General features: G+C 46.6%; 23 protein-coding genes, 1 other RNA gene and 1 pseudogene. 2 read left to right on the plus strand and 23 right to left on the minus strand.

Translation table 11 applies throughout. The annotated features are described in order from the left end of the window. Window positions 1-167: 167 nt before the first annotated feature. Window positions 168-1853, plus strand: coding sequence for a glucosyltransferase domain-containing protein (locus tag HMPREF1091_RS07705; protein WP_002564248.1), 1686 nt, complete (start codon window positions 168-170; stop codon window positions 1851-1853). 96 nt (window positions 1854-1949) lie between these two features. On the opposite strand, the gene HMPREF1091_RS07710 is transcribed toward HMPREF1091_RS07705, so the two are convergent. The 20 genes and pseudogenes from HMPREF1091_RS07710 to HMPREF1091_RS07805 all read right to left on the minus strand — a co-directional run bounded on the left by HMPREF1091_RS07710 (window position 1950) and on the right by HMPREF1091_RS07805 (window position 19192). Next, window positions 1950-4094 carry a DUF7604 domain-containing protein gene (locus HMPREF1091_RS07710; protein WP_002564249.1) on the minus strand — a complete coding sequence of 715 codons (2145 nt, stop codon included), beginning with the start codon at window positions 4092-4094 and terminating at the stop codon, window positions 1950-1952. After that, entirely contained in the window at window positions 4087-4626 is a 540-nt protein-coding gene (locus tag HMPREF1091_RS07715) for a type 2 periplasmic-binding domain-containing protein (RefSeq protein WP_143273471.1), read from the minus strand. The genes HMPREF1091_RS07710 and HMPREF1091_RS07715 overlap by 8 nt, the downstream gene beginning before the upstream one ends. Before the next feature lie 193 nt (window positions 4627-4819). Beyond that, window positions 4820-5548 carry a hypothetical protein gene (locus HMPREF1091_RS07720; RefSeq protein ID WP_002564252.1) on the minus strand — a complete coding sequence of 243 codons (729 nt, stop codon included), beginning with the start codon at window positions 5546-5548 and terminating at the stop codon, window positions 4820-4822. After that, a pseudogene (locus HMPREF1091_RS07725) lies at window positions 5545-6057 on the minus strand (Tad domain-containing protein); the annotation flags it as partial. The pseudogene HMPREF1091_RS07725 and the gene HMPREF1091_RS07720, both read right to left, overlap by 4 nt. Window positions 6058-6140: 83 nt before the next feature. After that, window positions 6141-6698 carry a TadE/TadG family type IV pilus assembly protein gene (locus tag HMPREF1091_RS07730; RefSeq protein ID WP_021736025.1) on the minus strand — a complete coding sequence of 186 codons (558 nt, stop codon included), beginning with the start codon at window positions 6696-6698 and terminating at the stop codon, window positions 6141-6143. Between the two features lies 1 nt (window position 6699). Further along, complete coding sequence (locus tag HMPREF1091_RS07735) at window positions 6700-7086, minus strand: hypothetical protein (RefSeq protein WP_002564255.1); 387 nt, start codon at window positions 7084-7086, stop codon at window positions 6700-6702. Continuing rightward, window positions 7058-7270, minus strand: a complete 213-nt coding sequence (locus HMPREF1091_RS07740) for a TadE/TadG family type IV pilus assembly protein (protein WP_002564256.1) — start codon at window positions 7268-7270, stop codon at window positions 7058-7060. Before HMPREF1091_RS07740 ends, HMPREF1091_RS07735 begins: the two co-directional genes overlap by 29 nt. Before the next feature lie 80 nt (window positions 7271-7350). Next, window positions 7351-9468 carry a coiled-coil domain-containing protein gene (locus HMPREF1091_RS07745; RefSeq protein ID WP_002564257.1) on the minus strand — a complete coding sequence of 706 codons (2118 nt, stop codon included), beginning with the start codon at window positions 9466-9468 and terminating at the stop codon, window positions 7351-7353. Between the two features lie 94 nt (window positions 9469-9562). Continuing rightward, entirely contained in the window at window positions 9563-9928 is a 366-nt protein-coding gene (locus HMPREF1091_RS07750; protein ID WP_002564258.1) for a DUF192 domain-containing protein, read from the minus strand. Between the two features lie 87 nt (window positions 9929-10015). Then, window positions 10016-10915, minus strand: coding sequence for a type II secretion system F family protein (locus tag HMPREF1091_RS07755; protein WP_002564259.1), 900 nt, complete (start codon window positions 10913-10915; stop codon window positions 10016-10018). 10 nt (window positions 10916-10925) lie between these two features. Continuing rightward, window positions 10926-11789 carry a type II secretion system F family protein gene (locus HMPREF1091_RS07760; protein WP_021736011.1) on the minus strand — a complete coding sequence of 288 codons (864 nt, stop codon included), beginning with the start codon at window positions 11787-11789 and terminating at the stop codon, window positions 10926-10928. A 71-nt stretch (window positions 11790-11860) separates the two neighbouring features. Further along, window positions 11861-13219 (minus strand): CpaF family protein, encoded by a 1359-nt coding sequence (locus HMPREF1091_RS07765; protein ID WP_002564261.1) that lies wholly within the window; start codon window positions 13217-13219, stop codon window positions 11861-11863. Then, entirely contained in the window at window positions 13216-13821 is a 606-nt protein-coding gene (locus HMPREF1091_RS07770; protein WP_002564262.1) for an AAA family ATPase, read from the minus strand. The genes HMPREF1091_RS07765 and HMPREF1091_RS07770 overlap by 4 nt, the downstream gene beginning before the upstream one ends. Beyond that, window positions 13793-14482, minus strand: a complete 690-nt coding sequence (locus HMPREF1091_RS07775) for an AAA family ATPase (protein WP_002564263.1) — start codon at window positions 14480-14482, stop codon at window positions 13793-13795. Before HMPREF1091_RS07775 ends, HMPREF1091_RS07770 begins: the two co-directional genes overlap by 29 nt. 12 nt (window positions 14483-14494) lie before the next feature. Then, window positions 14495-15304, minus strand: a complete 810-nt coding sequence (gene cpaB / locus HMPREF1091_RS07780) for a Flp pilus assembly protein CpaB (RefSeq protein WP_002564264.1) — start codon at window positions 15302-15304, stop codon at window positions 14495-14497. A 99-nt stretch (window positions 15305-15403) separates the two neighbouring features. Then, window positions 15404-15505 (minus strand): hypothetical protein, encoded by a 102-nt coding sequence (locus HMPREF1091_RS08590; RefSeq protein WP_196792768.1) that lies wholly within the window; start codon window positions 15503-15505, stop codon window positions 15404-15406. 341 nt (window positions 15506-15846) lie between these two features. Beyond that, window positions 15847-16161, minus strand: a complete 315-nt coding sequence (locus HMPREF1091_RS07795; protein ID WP_002564266.1) for an A24 family peptidase — start codon at window positions 16159-16161, stop codon at window positions 15847-15849. A gap of 45 nt (window positions 16162-16206) precedes the next feature. Then, complete coding sequence (locus HMPREF1091_RS08165; RefSeq protein ID WP_002564267.1) at window positions 16207-16536, minus strand: hypothetical protein; 330 nt, start codon at window positions 16534-16536, stop codon at window positions 16207-16209. 345 nt (window positions 16537-16881) lie between these two features. Continuing rightward, window positions 16882-18339, minus strand: coding sequence for a basic amino acid/polyamine antiporter (locus tag HMPREF1091_RS07800; protein ID WP_002564268.1), 1458 nt, complete (start codon window positions 18337-18339; stop codon window positions 16882-16884). A gap of 64 nt (window positions 18340-18403) precedes the next feature. After that, window positions 18404-19192 carry a dimethylarginine dimethylaminohydrolase family protein gene (locus HMPREF1091_RS07805; RefSeq protein WP_002564269.1) on the minus strand — a complete coding sequence of 263 codons (789 nt, stop codon included), beginning with the start codon at window positions 19190-19192 and terminating at the stop codon, window positions 18404-18406. A gap of 188 nt (window positions 19193-19380) precedes the next feature. Between HMPREF1091_RS07805 and HMPREF1091_RS07810 the strand changes: the two genes are divergently transcribed. Next, on the plus strand, window positions 19381-20040 hold the full coding sequence (locus HMPREF1091_RS07810) for a GntR family transcriptional regulator (RefSeq protein ID WP_002564270.1): 660 nt from the start codon (window positions 19381-19383) through the stop codon (window positions 20038-20040). Window positions 20041-20779: 739 nt separating this feature from the next. Here the strand turns inward: HMPREF1091_RS07810 and ssrA are convergent. The 3 genes from ssrA to HMPREF1091_RS07825 all read right to left on the minus strand — a co-directional run bounded on the left by ssrA (window position 20780) and on the right by HMPREF1091_RS07825 (window position 22126). Then, window positions 20780-21145, minus strand: a transfer-messenger RNA (tmRNA) gene (gene ssrA / locus HMPREF1091_RS08265). Between the two features lie 94 nt (window positions 21146-21239). Beyond that, window positions 21240-21944, minus strand: coding sequence for a YoaK family protein (locus tag HMPREF1091_RS07820; RefSeq protein ID WP_002564273.1), 705 nt, complete (start codon window positions 21942-21944; stop codon window positions 21240-21242). A gap of 41 nt (window positions 21945-21985) precedes the next feature. Beyond that, window positions 21986-22126, minus strand: coding sequence for a rubredoxin-like domain-containing protein (locus HMPREF1091_RS07825; RefSeq protein WP_002564274.1), 141 nt, complete (start codon window positions 22124-22126; stop codon window positions 21986-21988). Window positions 22127-22225 lie beyond the last annotated feature (99 nt).

Here is a 22225-nt window from a genome sequence, read left to right on the forward strand (position 1 = left end):
TACCACCAAAATGTGAGAAGAAAAGAAGCATTTAGTTCTGTTGCTTTACTAGTTTTACCCATATCCGCACGTATGTACTTAAGAGAACAGCGACAATAGGCACAAACTCCTATCATTTAAATCTGAGTCAAAATACGCATTTCGTGCACAAACTACACCGAGGTTTTATGAACACTTCTTACCGCGCAACAAGGCGACAGGCAACCCCCTCCCACAAGAAAAAGAGTGATACGCCTCATCACCTCAACCATCTATCAGACGTAACGCAGGCAAACTCCGTAAAGCGCACGGATCTCCACCCATCAACCGACTCTGAGCAAACACTGTTTTCAAAAGCACTTAATCATATAAATGGCTTGGTATTTGCCATTATCTTGTCCTCGTTTACTCTCATATTTTTTTGCCTGCTGTGGCGTAATCATTTCTCGACCGACTCATATCTTGTCAGGGATTACATCGCACCCTTCTGGCATTTATCGCTTGGCCGCTATACCAGCTTTGCTCTATACAAGTTAACCGACGCTCTGGGCATTGGCACGCTTGACTCCCAAAGGATCCTGCTCGTGTTTTGGATTGTCGCTTGTGCTGCAGCAACCTACGCGGTAACCACGGCATTTTACAGTCTTTGCAAACCTGCTGCCACCAAAACGGGCGAGCTAGCTCTTAAGCTATTACTTGCTGCCGCGGCATCTTTAAGCTGGCTTAATGTATTTCACATGGACCTTATTTTGTTCCCTGAGCTTGCGCTATCCGACGCCGCAGGAATTGCTGCCACAGGATTTTCCGTCAAGCTCTTCTTTAAGAAAGGAGCTGTGGCAAAACTTGCATCTGCCCTCCTCTTGTACCTTGCGCTGGGCACTTATCAGAGCTTCATTGGCATCTACGTAGCGCTGGTTTTGTTTGGTAGTTTTACGCACTACCTTACCGATAAAGACTATGAAGCAGCACTAAAACGTGGTGGCATCGCCTGTGTAAGCGCTGGCTTTGGCGCAATCCTCAATGTGGGACTGGTAAAGATTTTGCGGGCTCTCAATATTATCGGCAACTCTGGCCGCGGTGCAGACCTTTCTCCACTCAATGTTTTACATAACCTTTTTGAGATACTTACGTATCAGCCAGCTCTGTACTGGAATGCAGATGGCCTCTTTCTTCCGGGCATTATCTTGCTCTTTATGGCTGTTGTCGTGTTGTGTCTGGTGCGCGTATTGCACACTGCGTCTCGCCGCACTAAAAAGCTCTTTGCTCTCACAGCTGTACTATCATACGTAGCGGCCTTTGCGCCACACATCATTGAATCCCATATTCTCCTTACTCCACGCAGCAACATTGCGGTATGGTCCTTTATTGCGGCGCTTGTGTTGCTGGTGATTGTGAACTGGCACAATCAAGGCATTCTGCAAAGCAATCGCCTGCTAAGCCTGCCTACCATACTTAAAAGTGCGCTCATGCTTATGCTGGTATTTACTGCTCTATCCGTCCAAGACATTGCTCAAGACGTATATATTTCTAACGAAGCCGACCGCATATATGCTCTCGCTATTGGTACTGCCATTCGTACCTATGAGCAGCAAAGTGGTATTCAAGTAACAAAGATTGGCTTGACTACCGACACAAAGCCCACCGGTGCCTTTTTTGAAACACGCTACAATCGCTACGAATTGAGCAACAGAATTTTGACTGTCCCCTATTCATATTACTGCCTCATTAACTATATGAACGGCATGGAGCTTATTGATGTGCCAGTGCTCGATGAGGTAAAGGAGCGCTACTTCAAGGACAAGAACTGGAATAGCTTTAATGTAAACGAGCAACTCGTATTTGAGGGCGATACTGCTTACCTGTGTGCCTATTAAAAAGCAGGCTGCTCCTTTATGGAACAGCCTGCTGCTGGTATGCAGTACCTTATCGTAGCTTATGAAAGAGGCACTGCTGACTCGTGGCTATAAACGCTAGTTCACAACGCCCTTAAGGCCATAGCTTTCGTGATACATATTGTCCGGATCGTATTCAACCTGTGTAGAGAAGTCATCGTCCTTCACTTCGACCGTAACCACAACGGGAATCGTATGGCTATCAAAGCGCATATTCTCTATGAATCCGTCCTGACCTGGCTGAGGAACATAGGGGCGAATCAGATAGTGGTACACGCCCTCACGCTTATACTCAATGTCCTTAAAGTCGACATCACCATTCTCATCATTACCGGCTTGTTCCAAGACATTGCCATCTGCATCCAATAGCTCAAACATGAACATATTGGGAGATAATTTCATGTTGTACAGCACAACATGCGGGCTTATCTTACCCTTGTTGCTGGGCTTGAAGTACACCTGCACAACAGGCTTGGGATACGCAAACGTTTCTCCCGAGCTCGTGCCATCTTGAGCCACATACTGTACCTGCGCCTCGGCCTTATCAATATCATAAAAACCAGGCCTTGCAGAAGAGGTGGGGTTGACCAAGTCATAGTCAGTATCAGCATCGCCTACATCAGGATAGCTTTCATTAGCAGCAAGCCATTTCTTAATAGCGGCTGTAGACGTTCGCTCATCAAACGAAAACTCGTATTTTGTATCCTCTTTTACCTTATTGGTGATGGTTGCGGTAACCGTACGGGTCGCTCCATCATAGGTAACGGTGTAGTCTACGCCATAGTTGAGGTCCCGCTTGTTACCCTGAGCATCGGTTGCTACCAGCTTATAAGAGTTGCCATACAAACTCACGTTTTCACTCAGCTGGCAAGAAATAGTAAAGTACACCTCGGGATTTCTGAGACGCTGCGTAAGGCGGTCAAGCATGTTTTTCATCTCAGTATCGCTATTTACTGAGAAGGCAGCCTTCTCATTATTGGTACTTACACTATGGGTAATAGTTTGTAGTATTGAAGCACCGCGGCCAGAACCAATAAAGATGGAGTACAAGTAATCAACACCCTTAAGCTGGTTGAGCAGCATCTGCGTTGCTGGATATACAACATCTCCTGCATTGGTGTAGCCACCATAGCTCGCACCAAAGTAGTTATACGGAACCTCGGTAGGCAGACCATCGGTTACTAAGAGTAAAACATTGTCTACATCCGGACTGTGATCCACATAGCGCTGTGCTTCTAACAAAGCACCACCAGTATTGGTGCCACCTTCAGCATATAATTGCCTAATTGCCCACTCCGCCTGACGATAGCTTCCTTTATTTAAAACTGCCTTTACCTCATTGGCATAAGTAATAATCGAAAACGTATTATTAGAATCAAAGGTACCAAGCGTATGAATCATTGTAGAAAGATTACGTTTGAGTGAGTCTATCTTAGACTCGCGAGAACCATGTATATAGCTCTCCTTCATAGAACCCGAAACATCAGCCACAATAATAAAATTCTTACGGCGGTACTTGGGGAAGTTAGAGTTATCTGCCGCCTGTGCCGACAAATACGTACGATAATCATTGGGACCTTTACGCTGTGTATCTGCGTTAGGATTGCCATCACCTAAATAGTCAATCTTTTTGGTAGTTTTGATCCCGATATCGGGCTTGGGGGGCTTAACGGGGCCAAGTTCCTCGTTATAGCGAAAGTGTAGCGTGATAGTACCCACATAATTATTGGTAAAAAACTGCCCATAGCCAGGAAGTTCCCATCTTTTACCTGGTGCCATTGGGAATGCCAGCTGAGACACTCCACCACTAAATTCCATCCCAACAAAACTAATCCGAGAATTAGTCCTATCATTAGGCGTCGCATAGAAATAGGGGATTCTTCTGCCAGCTGAAACCATACTTTGGCCCCGTCTGAGCTGTTGACTTACTACCTGTTCCCCTGTAGGGATTTGACCGTTTACAGTATGATAAATTTGCTTTACTTGTGAAAAGAACTTAAAGTCATAAGAAAATCCAGATGTATCTACGACATGTTTTGACTCATCTGACAACTCATCATAGTTATCTATAACGGTCTCAACATATAGCGTTGATCCTCCGCGAGCGTACGCTGTCTGCGCAGGTAGACCACCTACAAGAGCAACAGCAAGTCCAAAGACCGCTATGCACATACTGGTTAACGCAGCCACTGGTTTTGCACGCAAAAAAGAGTGATCATTCATCAGAAGTCCCTCCTATATGAGAGACAGCCGTATGAGCGGCATCAGGAGCATCTTTACGCCGCTGCTCATCAACACGCTCAAGTAAGGTAATACGCGCTTTGTGCTGTAAAGAAATATTGGCAGGCTTAGTGGTGTTCTCGTCTGGGTTGTATGCAGCTTGCAGGCTTTTTGTATCATGCGCCAAAGAAGCTTGTGCATCGTCCCCCAATAGCCAATTAAGAAGATCGAGCTCACGCGATCCCACTTCAGGCAAAATGGAAGCGGAGTAACGTGGATAAAATACTGCGGGATTATCGTCAGAAGTTCCTGGAAGAGTCATAAATTCACAGTTGACACCCTGATCCTTTAGCTCCATCGCTTCTTCGGAACTGCCGATAAACCCAGCAAGCTTGCCCTCTTTAAACGACGACAGAACTTCTTCACGGGACGGCAGTGATGTAAGGTTGGGAGCAATGGTGCTGTCATCAGAAGTTATTGCCTTCCAGTTATACAGCTCGCTCATATAACGCTGAGTTGCAACAGGCCAATTCAAATCCCCTTGGTCAAGAGAATCTGTAAGGTACACCAACGACGAAAGCTACTTATCAGATGCAGCCCACATCCCCACCCCTTGGGGAAACAGCTCGGGATAGCTATGACCAACCGCAACCACACCCTCACTGGACTGCGGAATCTGAGCTTTTGCATCATTAAAGGAATTGGGATTGTAAACAAAAGCGCTTACGTTACCTACTAAAGGAATACTTGCAACCCCCCCAAAACTCAGGCGCATGGCCAGAGGAGTCACCTGCTTTAGCCGCTGCTTTCTTTGCATCTTCTGCCTTCTTTGCAGCCTGTTCTTGGTCCTCTTCCTTGCTTTTTGCCGTATCATTTTGGAGTTCCTCATTAGAGGGTATGCCGCCCGCCTCTTTAATTGCTGCCGCAGTGGCCTCTGCACCATCAGAGTTACCATAATTAAGAGACGATTCACCCTTAATCACGCCCTGGCCATCTGTAGAAGCAGTTTTGGAATCATCAGCAGGATTTACTGCAGTGGAATAGGGCATAACCATAAGACGATCATAATTTTTTGCTGCTACTTCTTTAAGGTCACCCAACTTATCCGTAGTACCTAACCCATCATTGATAGAGTTTGGCCAAATACATAAACTGGCACCCTCACGCTTCATAACATCCGCAATGGTGGAGCTAGTAAGCTCGGAATCCGGGACCACGCGCATATGAACCATACTTAGGTGAGTAATGCCATACTTGAGCGAAAGCGGAAGCATGGCCCCGCTCAACGACTGCGGCACCACAATGGTTACTGAGTTAAAGAAAGAAACCACAAGCAGTAACAAGGCCACAAAGGCAAAGCCTGCAACCGCTATTTTTTTAATTTTTTGTTTGCGCTGTTGCTCATATTGCTTGCGATAAGCACCTATGGATGCATTGCGCTTAACGGGAACATTCATTCAATAGTCCATCCATTAGGTAGATCACGTGCATTAAAGTTAGTAACAGCGCCCTTATCAAAGCTGTAGCGCTCAGAGTATTGTGATGCAGAAGCCGAGGGAGACCAGACCACGTTGTCATTAGGCTCACCGTAGGTATCATCAAAATCAGTCTGAGCAGCAAAGTCGATCTTTTTCAAACCAAACAGTTTGAGGAAATAGGTATCACATGAGCCATGCAAGACAATACGTGCTTTATAGTGACGTGCATTCTCAGAGCGTACATCCTCGGTAAAGTACAGCTCCCCTTTGTTGGTAAAACCATTCGCACCCAGGGTCTCTATAATGCATTTAGAAAAATCTGTACCTGGCTGCTCACTGTAGCGCACCGTATCCTGATATGTAAGATGGTCCTGAGCCACAAGCTGGCACATACTATTAAGACGACTATGCGCCATGAGCACCATACTGGCATCCATAGCCAAGCCTACAAAAAAGATCATGACTACAAGCGCAGCAGCAAACATGACAAGAACATTTCCCTGCTCATCCTGAGCCTAGGCTGCCGCCTTGCACATGTGCGCGCGGCGTATATGTTGCAATCCAAACTTCATTAGTAGCTCCGCCTCTGCTGACCAATAATCTGGTCGTAATCAACCGTGCGTTCCATCCCATGCTCTGTAATAAAGAGTCCTACTAGCGGCTTTACGCGGTAGCTGATAGTGGCGCGGGCATGCATATGACGCGTGTACTGCGTGGCATCATGCGGTTTTTTATCGTAGTTAGGCACATCAAACGAGCTGGACGTGCTCGTAAGCGTTACTTCAGCACCAGAAACAACAAGCTTGGAGGCGTCCATACCAAACCAACCAGAATCGGTAATGGCTTTCTTAACTACCGTATCGACACCGCTGTTAATATCGGTAGGAGCGGTGTCTGCATAATCGCCTGCATCCTTGTATTTTTCTTTGACGTAGCCCCAATTAGCATGGCTGCACGCATACTCAAAACTTATGTGTTGATAGCCCACCCAACCCAATTCGATGGTGGCAAAAATAAGCAGAACAAAGAGGGGAAATACCAGCGCAAACTCTAAGAGCGCCTGGCCCTCTTCACGATGTGCCTGACGAGAAACGCTACAACGGAGTGCTGCTGATAATTTTTGCATCATATCACTCCTTATATCCACTCGCATACACGTTGCGACTCATAGGGTCGCTGGTAATGGTCCAATCCATGCCGCCCGTAAACAAAGCACCAAGTGGCGTAATGGCTTGACCTTCACACTGAGTTCGCACGGTAATGGTTTGGTAGCTATAGTTGGAAGGTCGATCTTCAAAGCGCTCGTTGAAGTTGCCTTCCTTTTCTTTATCGGATGAGTAAACGCGATAGGTATATGCCTGCTGACCTGCAGCACCAAGATCGATAGACGCCACACGAAGGTTGGTAAGCTTTTTGCGGCCAGCTGCCTGAAGTGATGCGTTGATGCTTTCCTGATAATTGCCCTGAGTAAGAGACTCGTAATTTACGCTAGAAAGCGATGAGGCAGTTGCATTCATTAAGGGCCATGCGCAGCGAAGCATACCGCACCAGATCGATGGGGACCAAGGCGAGAAGGCACATGACAGAAACGATAAGAGCAAATTCAACAAAAGACTGCCCCTCTTCAGTACGTGCTACGTAACGCAAAATGCGGTGTAAGGATCCACGCAAACGATTGTGCGTGGTAGGTTTACCATTCATGACTCCCCTCCTTCAAATATGGGTGAGTGCGGATACTACAAAATACGGCAACACAGTGGCTGCACACGGACAAGATCTGCTTACTGACGAGAATTGCGCTGACGCAGATACTCTTCGGCGCTCATTTTGTGAACGGCAGGCTCAGCGGGTTTCTCGTCCACCAAGATAAAGGAACGAGCCTCCTTGGGAGCTTCCTTGAGCTCAGACTCAGGTGCACACTCATCCGAATCGTCGTTCAAATCACAAAAATGCTTAGCTGGACTGTCTGCTGCATCCGCACCAGAACTGGGATAAGCGCTGGTAGCAGTATCAGTAGCAGCGCTTGTTGCATCAGGTGCAAAGTCAACCACCTCAGGCGCCAGCCTTGATGCGTCGGCGCTGAGTTCATCAAACTCACCCAGTAGTGCAGCAAGTACTTGATACGTTTTGCCACATACGGAAGTAAGACGGTTATTCGTGGCTTGAGCCTCATGCAAAGCCTCTGCAAGCCTCTGGTTATCCGTACGTGTTTTTGTCATCTCTGTAAGAACAGCTTCATACTGCCTGGTAGCGGTGGTGAGTGTAGCGTTTAGCTCATCACAACGCTTTTGGATGGCGCCATGAGCAGTTTTGTACTCAGCTACGAGCTGCTGCGCAGCCATAACGTCTTGTTGTGCTTGAGCAGCCTGTTGCTGAGCAGCGGCAACCTCATTCTGAGCGCGGACAGCTTCATCTTGGGCGCGCGCAGCCACGCTTCTCGCTTTAGCTGCTTCATCTTGTGCATAAGCAGCGGCGTTTCGCGCTTGAGCTGCCTCATCATGCGCCTGAGTAGCTTCATCTTGAGCACATGCAACCTCACGATATGCGCGAGTAGCTTCATCTTTTGCCTGAGCCACCTGCTGCTGAGCAGCGGCAACCTCATTGCGGGCACGTGCAGCCTCGTCCTGCGCAGCAGCTACACGAGCAACCAGTTGAGTACACTCAGTCTCAAAGTCTTGGCAAAGAGCAGCAAGCTCATTGTTCTGCCCTACGAGCGCTATGTTGGTTTTGGAGAGCTCTTCAATGCGGTCAGACAGCTCCGCACACTCTTGCACGGTTTGCTCGACCTTCTCGACAAGATCTGCATGCGTTGCAACCTGCTTTTGTGCGGCGGACAATTCATTGGTAAGCGTCTCAATCTGCTGCTCAAGCTCTGTATTCTTATGCTGAGCAGCCTCAAGCAAAGAGGCATTTTCCTTCATGCTTGCACAGGCCTCTTCCAGACGATCCAGAGCATCAGTGCGCTCTTTAGATACATGGGTAAGCTCATTGGACACGCGGTCAAGCTCGTCCTTGAGGCGGTCAATCTGAGCAGTTGCATCACGCTTGTGAGCCTCAAGTTCCGCAACCGCCTGCTCAAGCTTGGACTTCATGTCCATAGCTTGCTCTAGCTGTGAGCGGATACCGGAGAGCTGCTCGTGCTTGTCTTCACTCTGCTCACGAGCAAGATCTAGCTGCGTGGAGGCCTCGGACAAAGAGGCTTCCAGTTTTGCACGATGAGCCTCTATCTGCTCCATCTGATTACGCAGCAATCTACACTCACTGGTAGAGCTTGCAACCTCACGAGACAAATCCTGGATCTGGCGCTCAAAGCCCGCGCGCATCTGAGCATCGGAATGAGAAATTTCATCAATCAGATCATGGACACTGGACTCAGAATAGCCGCCAAACATGGAGCGCTTGAGCACGCTTTGCAGATCAATAGTGGGCCGACCTTGCGTATCAACCAAGCCCGCAAAAGAAATCTCATCACGATCAAAAGAAGGCATCATAGTGCTGTCAGGCACCGCTGAGCTTCCGTCCAAAACAGTGTCCTCACTTGTTACAAAGCTGCTAGCAGTCGTGCCATCTGAACTTGTCATGTCATTTGAAAAAGACATGCCACCAGAAATAAGCACACCGTTATTTCCCCCAAGCACGCCGGTTTTATCGGCAGACACGCCTTCATACGCAGCCCCATTGGCGGCTTCAACAGCAGAATCCTGAGCTTGCAGACCATAGGCAGCCCTCACGGCCCCAGCAACATCAGCTCTACCCGCAGTCTCAGACTCCGCCTCGGTAAACGCATTGGAAAGCGTATCAATAAGATTTAAACGATTTTTACGCTCGTCTTCGGAAAGCTTACTCACATCAAACTCCTTGGGTGCCGAGAAAAACCATGAGCCTTCAGGATCTTCCAAACCAAATGCTTCCTACCCCTGTGAAGCATCGGTCATATTCTTGTCTTGCGCGGTATCCATTGTGCGAGCTGTATTTTCCATACCGCACCCCTTTCTAGTTTTTATCCCTGTATTCAGATGGTGTTATTGGCTGGGCACTAAGAGTGTCACCCACGCTCAGGGCTGCCGCCTGTCCTGCCGGCAACTCCAGAACATGCTTTGCTCCACGAACATACGCGCCCAGACGCCACGGCTTGACTTCTTCTTTGTAGAGCACGTGCATACTGCCATCCAGATACACCACATCTATAGGAAAGCGCATAAAGCAGCAATGCACTGACGAGCAGTTCCACAACAAAAGACCCCCATGAACGTCCTGCGGTTTACGCAACATAAGGCCACGGAGACGAGAGCTAAAGCTTGTAGCCTCTTCTACCTTGACCTCACATGTCTTCTCTTTGTTGGTCACACAAACTGTCATGGTATGCGCATGCTCCTTTTCTGACATTTTTGTCGACGTCTCATCCCTACATCTTGGTATTTCATCCTTACAACCATCAAACAAAACCTAACCCAAATGCAGGGTCTCAATAATGTTGAGAGCCGCCGGCTCGAGCAGCACAATAAGAAGACAAGGCAGCAGGCACACTACGAGCGGAAGCATCATTTTAATGGGCATTTTTGCCGCACGTTCTTCTACCTGCGCCGCACGGTACTCACGAATTGACTCCGACTGAGCAACCAAGATATTTGCAATGGGAACACCGAGCTTATCCGCCTGATTAACAGCAGTTACAAAGTTGCGCATGGGCTCTACCCCACAGCGCTCAGAGAGGTAAGTCAGTGCTTCATGCCTTGATCCGCCTAAAGATATCTCACGAAGCGTTGTTTTGAACTCATCAGAAAGAGGACCGCTGGTGCGATTGACAACGTGCTGAAGTGCCTGGTCAAAACCAAGGCCGGCACTCACACAAGAACTTAGCAGGTCAAGTGAGCCAGGCATATCCGTTTCAATCTGATTTTTGCGCTCTGTAATCTGAGCCTTAAGCATAAAGCGCGATAAGATATAGACACCCAGTACAAATATGATGCCAAATAGGAGCCTAATAAATACCCAACCCATAGCGCCCATGATCAGTGACAGTAATACGCGCTGAGCAAGCCATTCTCGAGCGGATTGTTGACTACCAGCACTACGCAAATCATTAGTGAGTTGTTCCTGAGATTTAGTGTCCAGCGGAATAGCGTTACCAAATACCATAAAGACACGATCCATGTAGGGCTTAAGAGCGCGCTGATACAGTGTCTTTGGCTCGTTTTTGGGCATCGAAAGGACCGATGCATCCATCTGCTCAATAGCTTCCAAGCGATCTGAAACACGATCGTGCCTTAAACGCTTTGAAAGAATCAAAAACAGAACAAGGTACACACCGACCAGCACTACTATGACAAGAAAACTAAATTCCACTGTTCACCTCCTAAATCTTTGTGATCTTACGAATAAGAACAAAGGCTACAAACTCAAGAATTGAGCAGGCCAAAAGCAATGCCATGCCTAAGGCAGAGGTAAAGAACGTGCTCATATAGCCTGGGTTTATACCTGAAATAATGAAATACATGACCACGGGCAAAGAGCCCACAATAAGGCCGGACATGCGGCCTTGTGCTGTAAGTGCATTAACCTTATTACGAAGTCGGACGCGCTCACGTATGGTATCGGCAATATTGTCCAAAATTTGTGACAAATTGCCACCCACACGCCTCTGTACCATAACAGCAGAGGTCATCAGACGCATATCCGCATTATTGGTACGATCACAAATACCCTCAAGCGCATCTTCTAGCGGTGTGCCCAAACGCATCTCTGCAACAGCACGGGCAAATTCTTCTCCGATAGGTTCAGGCATGTCAGCAGCGGCAGAAGAGAGAGCTTGCTCAAATGAAAAACCAGCACGCAGACCATTTGACAGTAGCATAACGGCATCGTAGAGCTGTAAATCAAACTTTGCTAAACGCCGAGCATGAGCAATACGCAGAACAACAGGAGGTATTGCCGACGCAGCAAGGGTCGCTATGGCGCTGAGAGACAAATTATGCGTAAGAAACACGCTCAAAATACCCACGACAAAAGGTACGGTAATCCAAAAAAGCAAGAACTCCTCAACCCGTATCTGGAGACCTGAATTACGAATTTCTTCCCTCGGGCGATCAGATACCTGGATATTCAGCTTAATCTGCTTGCGCTCTGTCTTTTTATCACTTGGACGCTGAGCATAACTGTCGTTATCAGAGTTTTCTATCTCTTCTAAACGCTCTGCAATAGTACTCGATGTATGCAGCAAATAGAGACAGTGCCCCAGAAGGAGAGCACAGACAACGATTATAAAATGATGATTGTATCCATAGCTACCGCCTAGACAAACCACTCGTCGCGAATCATGATGCCCGACTCTTCAAACTTCTTCAAAATCTTGGGACGAATACCCGTTGCTACAAAGCTGCCTTTAATGCGTCCACCTGCATCCAGGCCATCTGGCTGAAACACAAAGATGTCCTGCAGGGTGATATTGTCGCCTTCCATACCCAGAACTTCAGAAACGCTCACGATCTTACGTGAACCATCCCTAAAGCGTGCCTGCTGCACAATAATGTCCAAAGCAGAAGAAATTTGAGCACGAATTGCACGAACCGGCAGCTCAATGCCACCCATCAAAATCATGGTTTCCATACGAGAAATAACATCGCGAGGAGAGTTTGCGTGTACCATAGTCAACGATCCTTCATGACCGGTATTCATGGCCTGCAGCATGTCCAAGGTCTCTGCAGAACGAACCTCACCAACGATAATGCGGTCAGGGCGCATACGCAGAGCGTTCTTTACCAGATCTCTAATAACAACAGCACCCTTGCCCTCTGCATTGGCGGGACGTGATTCGAGCGAAACCACATGATCCTGCTCAAGTTGGACCTCGGCGGCGTCCTCAATGGTAACAATGCGCTCATCGCCAGAAACAAAACCCAACAAAATATTGAGCAAGGTGGTTTTACCAGAGCCGGTACCGCCAGAAACTACCATGTTGGCCTTGCCTCTAACACAAGCCTCCAAAAATGAGGCCATAGCGTAATTGATCGAACCACCCTCAATCAGATTGGCAATCTGCAAAGGCGCGGACGAGAAGCGGCGAATAGTAATGGAGGGACCATTCAGCGCAATGGGTGGAATGATAGCGTTAACGCGGGATCCATCCAATAAACGGGCGTCTACCATAGGGTTTGCTTCGTCAACACGACGCCCAACCTTGCTTACGATACGATCCAAAATGCGCACAACATGGGCGTCATCTTCAAAGGTAACATTGCTCAAAATCAGCTTACCCTTGCGCTCAATATACACACGCTTGGGACCATTGACCATAATTTCGGAAATGGAAGGATCATCCATCAGACGATCCAGTGGACCTAAGCCAGCAACCTCAGAATACACATCATCAGCAATGGCAGAACGATCTGCGCGTGGTACCTCTGCGGCCTCGGCAATCAGGATACGAGCGATAAGCTCACGCATACCCTCTTCGGTCTCCACATCTAAAGAAAGGTCCTGTGAGTTAACCTGCCTGATTACTTCTGCCTGAACACTTTTCTTGAGCATGGCATAACGATTAGCTGTAGGCGTTACCACAGAAGCCTCTGCTGACGAGAAGCCCCCAGAAGAACCTACATCAGTGCTCGCTATACCAGTACGTGCCTGCTCAAGGCGCTCGATTAAACTCATTTAAATCCCTTTTTTAAGCCAAAAAACCCGCGACGCTTGCCCCTGTTTTGAGAAGTCTCAGCAACTGTAAGCGGTACTGGACCACCAGAATTCTTTCTGCCCTTGCTATGACGCCCTGCAACGGACTCTGCAACATGCCCCGTTATACGCACCGCATGATCCACTACGGAACGAGAAACGGGATTTTTAGGTGCGCTTAACGCTATGGGCACACCATTGTTGCTAGCAGAGCAGCAATTTGCCCAATCATAGGGAATCTCAAAAGCAAGGTTGGTTTTAAGTACACACACAACGTCATTCGTAGTAATGCGCGTATCGGGGCTGACAAAAGAAATGATTAAGCTCGTCTTGGATGCCATACCCAGGCTGTGCATCAGTGAAAGAAGTGTCTTAGTATGCTTAAGCACAGCAATGTCTGGACGTACGCACACAAAAATGTCACCCACTGCCTCAGAAATTGCAATAAAGGTATCGTCAATGGTAGTGCCAGTATCCACTAAGACATAATCGTAATAGCCACGCAAAGCCATAAGAACCCTAGATACCTGCGCAGGGCTGATCTTCTCGGCAATCTCAGGTCCACGAGGACCGCACAAAAACATTTACGCCGGACTCATGAATAACAAGATGCTGGCGAATATCGTCAATGGTGGGTTCCCCTACTTCCTGAAGCAGCTCACCAATATCGTTATTGCCTGAGTCGATACCAAAGTAGCAGCCCACATCGCCGTAGAGCATGTCACAATCAACAACGACAACCTTCTTGTTGCAACGTGCCAAGGCAACCGCTGTATTTACAAGTGCCGTTGTCTTACCAACACCATCTTTTGCAGAAACGAAGCTCATATACTTGGTATCGGCCACAACCATAGCACCGGACAGCGCTTCTATGCGACTGCGCTCCACCGTAAGTACCACGTGCAGCTGATCAAGTACTTGCTTTTTGGACATATGCTCATCGTAGGCATATTGGATACCAGAAGACAGGGTTCTTGTATCTTGAATTGCGGACTGGGCGACAATACCCACGATTATGATGCCTGGTCTAAGTGCATATACTTGCTGTACGCCACGAAGCACGGCATCAGAACCATCTACGTACACAACCAATATGTCAGCACCAGCACCGCTTACTCCGCGCAATACATCAGTCTCGCGAGAGCAGGCTCCTACGATCTTGTAGGTTTCCTCGCCAGTAAAAATAGGATAGAGCACCGATTTGCACGCGGACTCGTCACCATACAAATATACGTTCGTTGTCACGATGACCCTCCACTACTTAAGAATGATGTCGCTTGTACTAATAGGTGCAGTCTGTACTGTTGCATCGCCATCATCCTGAGGACGTAATGCCAAATACAACTTGCCACCCGATGCCATAGCAGCGGTTATTTGTTGTGCCTGTTCGGTAGTAAGCTGCATCGTTACCAGCGAATACGATGAAATATTTGACGAAGAAGCCGCAGAGGAATCACCCTCAGAAGTCTTATTTTCTGACGTAAGGTTTTTGTTCAGAGCTAAAATAGGCACATTCTGAACAAGATACACGGCAGTGGTGTCGTTTTTGACTTCATGGTTAACGCTTCCAGACGTAGCAGACTTATCCGCGTTCATAGCAAACAAGATGTCTACGCGGTTGCCAACTCTGAGCAATCCAGCAATACCAGACACATCGTCAACCTTGAGCGTCATGGCACGCATACCCTGAGCAAGTTTGGTACCTAATCCAGAACTCATACCATTTTGATCAGGTTTAGATATGTGGTTCTTTAGGATGGGTTCCCCAGAAACCATCGACACAAGCGTGTAGGAGCCTGTTACTTCATCAATGGACTTAACCGCATTTGCATTCTGCTCTGTTGCGGGCACTTCTTTTTCTTCCAACATATCGGATATAATCTGAGCAAATGCAGGAATGGAATTCTTAACCACAACAACTTTACGAATTGATTCGTTTTCCTGACCGCCTTTCTGGATTATCCTTGGGACTACCAGGAGATAGGCAGCTAAAACAATAATGAGCACAGCAGAGACGACAGCAATAGTCCTCAGCTGTTTTTTCTTATCCACAGGTAAACCGGCCATCTATGCCTCTCATCTGCTCGTATTACATCCAACAAAAAAGGGGAATTGGGCCGACAGACAATGCTGCCGACCCAATTGTCTTTCGACAAATCCGAGATACTACTTCAGCTTCTCATTAATCTGATTCAGCTTAGACATTACACCGGTACCCATTGCTTCAAGTGCAGCAATGCAGACCACGGCAATAAGAGCGATGATCAGGCCGTACTCTGCGAGACCCTAACCAGCTTCCTCATCTTTAAACCAAGCAATTGCGTTGTTCATAGTATTCTCCTTTCTAAACGCAATTGGCCTACCTTACAGAACTAACTATTTCGAAACTGAGCATTAGGGATGACTTGGTTTGCTCAGATTATCGACGACTAATTTAAGAGGGCTTTTTACGGCTTTTCCCATTGCTTGTAATGAGCCAATACAAATAAGCACCACAAAACAAAGTATTAGGGCGTACTCTACAAGCGCTTGACCAGACTCCTCATCGGCCAATACACTAACAAAATGACTCCTGCACAAATTTTTTGATATGTACGCAAAGGTATTCATTAAAACGAAACTCCTAAGACCTGTGTAAAGCTTGGGATGTATGGGCACAAGACTGCAGTTGCAAGCCCAATGGAAATAAAGGAGCACATGGGAAAATACGCCATGAAGGTGAAGTTTTTCATAAGCCACTTGGCGGCAAAATAAACAATGGAAGAGACAGCCAGACCCATAAGGAAATACACCACAGCAGGCCATCCCGCAATAAAGCCACATACCATCGCTAGCTTAATATCACCAGCACCAACACCACGTGAACCGCTTCGTGCTTTTGTAATAGCCATAGCTAAAAAGAACATTGTTGCTATGCCAAGCATGCAAGCAGCACCTGTAAGAAGAGAAACAGGTCCAGCCTCAAGGATTCAATACACAATGCCAATGAGCAAAACAGCTAAAACCGCTTCATTGGATATGATGCGAAGCATGTTGTCTACCAAAGAGCTGACAATACAAATGGTTGTCAGAAGAAGCACTGGAATAACAAGGGGCACAGGAAGCAAAACACCACAGGCAATGCAGAATAGTGCATGAGCAAAACCGGCCGCAGTAAATGCAAGCTTAGAATTATTTGCAATGATTTCACGTTTGCGCTGAGCCTGCTTAAAATCAACGAGCATCTCTGTTAAGCGAGGCAACATAAACGAAAAAATGAGTCCATACAGAGCAGCGCAAAGCGGCATGACATTCAGCATTGTCACCCCCTAAAATATACTCCCGTTCAAAATTGTGGAGACAATTTAGCACATGTCTTTGAGAACTTGTTTCACAAAAAGCAAAATGCTCTCATTTAAGTGGTTTTATGAACACAAAATTACAAAACTAAATTTATTTTTAGGAAAGATAAAATAGGGTTAAATTAATTATAAAAATCAAGCCTGAGCACGCTCTTGCTAAATATATATTAAATCTTATCTCTCTGTATAAAGAAAAGGGCTTGCGTAGCTTCTTGCATCCCCAAAATTCTGGAATACATCAACTCTAACGCAAGCCCTTAGTTTATCAAAAATACCTTGTTTATCAGCAATGCTACTCTAAGATTAAATGGTAATGATGCCCACCAACAACAGAGCAACTGCTGCAACAGCACCCACACAGATGCCAGCAATAAGCAGATAGTCACGCTTGGTAAAACTGCTCAGATTTTGCTCTTTGCGCCCAAGAACATAAAAGATGATGCCTGGTATATAACCTAAACAGCTCAGCAGCAAATAGGACCAGCCACTAATAATGGTGCCATACGCAATAAATGCAGCCGCAATAAGACCAACAACAAGCTGACCAGTTTCATGACGCTGATACGAAAGCTTGACCTGATAAGCAGCAGCTAAAAACCAGGTAATAGCAATCGTAATAGTACACATCGAAAGAGCAAAATTATAGGCGTCCCCCGAGAAAAGCAAGGTAATCAAAAAGATTTGTGCACACAAGCCAACAACAATGAGTGAATGAGCAGGTGCATTGTTCTTATTGAGTTGGCCCCACCAGCTTCCTAAGAGCTTATCGCTTGCCATGTCTTTGGTGACTTCAGCCGGAAGCAAAGTAAAGGAAAGCCAGCAGCCAAATCCTGAGATGAGCATGGCAATAGAAATGAATGCGCCGCCCCAACCAGGTGCCATTTGCTCAAACACATACAGAAGCGCAGGATACGGTTGCTTGGCGACTTCGATATACGACATATAGCCATAGGGCAGCAGCGAAACACCCAGATAAACAACCAGCACTATCAGCAACCCAATAATGGTGGCAACGCCGGCTTGTTCACGCTTGCGGGCTCGCTTGGTCACAACGCTTGCACCCTCTATGCCGATAAAGACCCACATCATGGTAATGAGGCAATTTGTGATTTGGTTGGCAACACTGCCAAAACTTACCGCATCTTTTCCCGTGCTTCCAGCAGCAACTGCAGCGTCGTGAATATTGCCCCAGAAGTCAGCGGTAAAAATTCCCGCATTAAACAACGCAATACCAAAGACACAAAACATCACAAGCGCTGCTACCTTAATAATCATGATAAGGGCATTGAGGAACGAAGCACTTTCGATACCACGGATAACAAGCAACACGAGCAGCCAAGTAACAACGGAACCCATAAGAATGGACCCTATATTATTCCCTGGCAAGAAGTAAGGGATAAAATAACCAAGCGTCGAAGCCAAAACTGTGGCAAAGGCAATATTGCCGCACCATGCACTAAACCAATATCCCCAGCCAGAAAGAAAACCCGTAAACGGCCCAAAGCCTTCGGTTGCATAGGCATACACATTGTTAACGTCGGGACGCTTTACCATAAGGTTGTTGAGTGAAAACGCCAAGCAAAGAAAACCAAGGCCAACAACAAACCATGAAATGAGAATGCCACCAGGAGAAGCCACGCTAGCAAGCTGACCCGTAAGTGCAAAAACGCCCGTACCAATACAAGAACTTACGACAAGACCGATCAAACCAAAGAGTCCGATACCCTTCGCTGTTTTTGAGGAGCCTGTCTCTTCAGACATATCAGATCCTTTCATACGTCGTACGCCGTTTTACCAACGGCGTACGTAGCAGCGTTTTATATTCTTACCAGCGCAGTGACAGGCAAGTAATGGAACCGTCAATCTTGCGGAACTCGCTCATTTCAACTGCGATAATGTCATAGCCCCACGCTTTGAGCTGTGCTTCTACCTGAGGATAACCAGCAGCCATGATTATCTTATCGTTAATGCGAACGCAGTCTGCACCATAGGCTTCTTCATCGGGCACTTCAAAAATGTTCTTGAACTGGCCACGACGATATGCGGAAGCAGTCTTGAACTCACCAGAAACAAGCAGGTTGCCATCCTCAACATACGTACCGCCAGTCTTGAGGTGCAAGATATGCTCAACAGGCACCTGCTCAGTGGTCATACCCCAATCCGCCAGGAAAGCCGTAAACTGACGGAAGCCCTCGTCATTGGTGCGCTTAGAACGACCTACATAGTAGTGATCGTCCACCATCATAACGTCGCCACCTTCAAGCGTTCCTGGTTCGGTAATCTGCTTGATTTGGGACTCATCAAAAAATTCACGTAAGGTTGGAAGCATGAGCTTGGCCTCATCGTGACGAGAAGTTGTACCAGGCAGGTCGGAAACAACACCCTTTGGAGTAATAACAGCTGTGTCCTCGACAAACACACTGTCGGGATACTCTTCAAGCGCAGGGAGAATAGTGACTTCAACACCTGCCTGCTTAAGAGCCTCGGTATAGTTATCATGCTGCTCAAGGGCAAGCTTGTAGTCAGGCTTTCCAAGCTCAGGACTACCGGTAAGACCATCAATGACGGAGCGCGATGGCTTGCGGACAATTGCATGAGTGAAATTTGAAGCCATGAGAAGTTCCTTTCTCGACAGATAATCTCTATATGCATAATGTATACAAAAAATGATAGAAAGCAGACATCGTATTGTCACGGAGTTTTATATGGCTTTATTACGTCGGTAAGCGGAAAAGTAATGGTATTTGATCTAAGTGATTATGATGTTTATAATGTATACAATTTGATACAAAGGAGCTATCTATGAGCATTGCACCACAGTCGCACTCATTTAAGGAGCGGGCTTATCGCTATATTGTTGACTGCATCCAGGCGGGAGAGCTTACTGAGGGCACTCGGGTTATTGAAAAATCAATTGCCGAGGCCCTACACATGAGCAGAACACCGGTACGTGAGGCCCTGAGCGAGCTTGCCGGAGATGGATACCTTGAGGGAGTTCCTCAAAAAGGATTTCGCGTGCGTGGCTTTAGTGCGGACAACGCGCGTGAAGTATTTGAGATGATCGGACCACTTGATGGGCGTGCTGCCTTTTTGGCACTGCCCCATATGACGAGTGGCGACCTTGCTGAACTGCATTTTTTGCATGAATCAATGGAGCTGGCGGTTGTAGGAAAACTCACACAGCGCTATTACGATCTGCAGCTTGAATTTCATCAGCTCTATATCAACAAGTGCGGCAACGCGCGGCTTCAGCGCACACTTGCTGAGCTTAATCAGCAAATCTCTAGACGTGCCTATGAACGCGACGACCTATCCGCACTCGATAATATGCGTAGGGCAAATGAGGAGCATGAACAGATCATCAGCTTATTTGAGCAAGGAGATGGCTTAGCTTTACAAGACTATATCCGCGATGTTCACTGGTCTTTGGATAACGTAGATTTTGCAACCTGGAAAGCATAAGCGTCTACCAGCAAATTTAGCACATCGTGTGGTAGTGCTAAGAAGCAGTCATATTATCCGCTTACCTGTATCCCACTCAAAATGACTGTGATGTAGCTAACACACACTAAACCTAAAATTGCAATCACTACAATCCATCTCTGTTTATATATTTTACCAAGCGCTCCGATCCCAATAGGAAACAGAAAAAGAGGCACGTATATATAGGCAGGAAATGGAATCATCTGTCTAATAAAAGGAAGGCAAAGAACCATCTGCAATATCACTATGGCGCTAAAAAAGATATTTACAGCTTTTTGATATGTTTCTGGTAAATGAGTTTTCATCATATAGCATACCTCCACATTACAAATGCAAAATCAGCAGCTGCGGTATAAACACTTCCTCCACCACCTGAAACAACTCAAGCTATAAGTGCCTTAGCAAGAGATCTCTATATCGAAATAATACATCTCTTCTCCTTTAAGGTAAGATTTTATTTTTTTACAGTTTCTCTCTCCTTCTACCACTGCTAAAATCCGTCCGCCATCATCCACTATAAAAACGGTAGGATTTTTGTTTTAACGGTATCTATAAAATTCTGTAAGACTTCTAACAATGAGATTTCATCTGCTAAAAATCTGTTAACCCTGTAAAAACATGTAAGAATTATAAGATTTTACGTAAAAGTAGCTATTTCTCAATAGGCTAAAACAAAGCGTCTACCAGCAGATATGCCGATAGACGCTTATCAATTGCATGGTGGAGGCGCGGAGGATCGAACTCCGGTCCAAAGCACTTCCCTGGCAGGTGTCTCCAAGCTCAGTTACTGGTTAGATCTCAAACAAACTACACCCAGTGACCCGCGTGTTTGTTCCAGCTGGTTTGGTCTTAAGCTATGGCATACCAACTACATCCACAGCTGCATCTTCCTCAAATGACGTCGCGCTAAAAACGGAAGCAATCCTTAGTTTGACGGCCGCTTGTATAAATTAAGCAGCGAGGGCGTAAGAGCCCTGATAAGAGTTGTTGTCAATTCAATTTGACGGTACCCCTGTTTAACGTGGCGAGGAGACCACGGCTTGCTGCCCACCTCAGAACTACCTTGTCGAAACCAATCGCCCCCAAAAAAGCGGGACCAATGGCCACCATTTTCAAAGAACCTACTTAGAGCATAAAGCTATAAGTCCGTGTATGCAGTATACCCTTTTATCAGGTAATTAGTTCTTAGATTTTTGCTGAGCTGCTTTTTTAGGAGTCTTAGCATGCGGACATTTATTTACCAACAGGATAATAAGCGCAGCTGTTAAAAGTGCAGGGCTGACCCATATGGTGTGGGTACCTAAGAGTGGAATAAGTCCACTGCCTAAAATGGCACCAAAGACAAAAAAGATAATGACACCGTAATATAGCAATGCATCCTCAAGAGCTTGCTTCTTTTTGGTAGTCAGAAATGTCACAAGTTCATGAGTGCCAGATCGTAAATTACCAATACACATAGTGGTAGCAAACGGGCGACCATGCAATACACGGAACGCTTGAACTTGAATACCACAAGCAAAAGAGGTAATACAGTTGGCCAAAAGTGGCCTGCCTTCTGGCACAAACCCCACTGATGCCAATACAACTATCTCAAAAATTACGGCTTCAATATGCCAAGTAAAGTTCTCATACTTCCAGGTAAGAGAAACAAGATGAGTAAGTCCAATGCCTACCGCAAAGGCAATGACTGGCAAGATATAGTGAGAGGCACGTGCAAATTCTCCAGTAGCCATATAAACACCAAACAATAGGAGATTTCCTGTTTGCGCATTAGCAAACACATGACCGCGTACCAAATAGGAATACGCATCCATAAGTCCGCCAGAAAGCGCCAAAAAGATAGCAAGTTCAATGGATTCTACTGTATTTTGCGCGCGCCTCAAAACAATCCTTAGATACGATCAAAACCAACTAGCTTAAAACTTTAGTCCTCTACCAGCTCAAACATCTCAGGGCCAACACCGCACTCAGGGCATACAAAATCCTCGGGAAGCTCGGGGGTGTTGACGGTTACCTCATAGCCACAAACGGTGCAACGAAACGTGTAAGTCTGCTCATCTGCCATTATTGTTCTCCTTCCTAGAAGAGCCCCCTCCACTGGGGCCTATGATTCTAGTATATCCATGTGGCCATAGACAAGTGCCGAGCATTTTAGAATTAGCAT

This window comes from Atopobium minutum 10063974 (genome assembly GCF_000364325.1).
Classification (GTDB): domain Bacteria; phylum Actinomycetota; class Coriobacteriia; order Coriobacteriales; family Atopobiaceae; genus Atopobium; species Atopobium minutum.

What these genes read in the sequence shown, in the direction of transcription:
- HMPREF1091_RS07750 (WP_002564258.1), bottom strand. Translation starts at nt 9,928, where the DNA reads ATGACAGTTTGTGTGACCAACAAAGAGAAGACATGTGAGGTCAAGGTA.
- HMPREF1091_RS07765 (WP_002564261.1), bottom strand. Translation starts at nt 13,219, where the DNA reads ATGAGTTTAATCGAGCGCCTTGAGCAGGCACGTACTGGTATAGCGAGC.
- HMPREF1091_RS08165 (WP_002564267.1), bottom strand. Translation starts at nt 16,536, where the DNA reads ATGCTGAATGTCATGCCGCTTTGCGCTGCTCTGTATGGACTCATTTTT.
- HMPREF1091_RS07770 (WP_002564262.1), bottom strand. Translation starts at nt 13,821, where the DNA reads ATGTTTTTGTGCGGTCCTCGTGGACCTGAGATTGCCGAGAAGATCAGC.
- HMPREF1091_RS07795 (WP_002564266.1), bottom strand. Translation starts at nt 16,161, where the DNA reads ATGCTTGGCATAGCAACAATGTTCTTTTTAGCTATGGCTATTACAAAA.
- HMPREF1091_RS07800 (WP_002564268.1), bottom strand. Translation starts at nt 18,339, where the DNA reads ATGTCTGAAGAGACAGGCTCCTCAAAAACAGCGAAGGGTATCGGACTC.
- HMPREF1091_RS07740 (WP_002564256.1), bottom strand. Translation starts at nt 7,270, where the DNA reads ATGAATGGTAAACCTACCACGCACAATCGTTTGCGTGGATCCTTACAC.
- HMPREF1091_RS07810 (WP_002564270.1), top strand. Translation starts at nt 19,381, where the DNA reads ATGAGCATTGCACCACAGTCGCACTCATTTAAGGAGCGGGCTTATCGC.
- cpaB (WP_002564264.1), bottom strand. Translation starts at nt 15,304, where the DNA reads ATGGCCGGTTTACCTGTGGATAAGAAAAAACAGCTGAGGACTATTGCT.
- HMPREF1091_RS07710 (WP_002564249.1), bottom strand. Translation starts at nt 4,094, where the DNA reads ATGAATGATCACTCTTTTTTGCGTGCAAAACCAGTGGCTGCGTTAACC.
- HMPREF1091_RS07705 (WP_002564248.1), top strand. Translation starts at nt 168, where the DNA reads ATGAACACTTCTTACCGCGCAACAAGGCGACAGGCAACCCCCTCCCAC.
- HMPREF1091_RS07720 (WP_002564252.1), bottom strand. Translation starts at nt 5,548, where the DNA reads ATGAATGTTCCCGTTAAGCGCAATGCATCCATAGGTGCTTATCGCAAG.
- HMPREF1091_RS07805 (WP_002564269.1), bottom strand. Translation starts at nt 19,192, where the DNA reads ATGGCTTCAAATTTCACTCATGCAATTGTCCGCAAGCCATCGCGCTCC.
- HMPREF1091_RS07735 (WP_002564255.1), bottom strand. Translation starts at nt 7,086, where the DNA reads ATGAATGCAACTGCCTCATCGCTTTCTAGCGTAAATTACGAGTCTCTT.
- HMPREF1091_RS07825 (WP_002564274.1), bottom strand. Translation starts at nt 22,126, where the DNA reads ATGGCAGATGAGCAGACTTACACGTTTCGTTGCACCGTTTGTGGCTAT.
- HMPREF1091_RS07730 (WP_021736025.1), bottom strand. Translation starts at nt 6,698, where the DNA reads ATGATGCAAAAATTATCAGCAGCACTCCGTTGTAGCGTTTCTCGTCAG.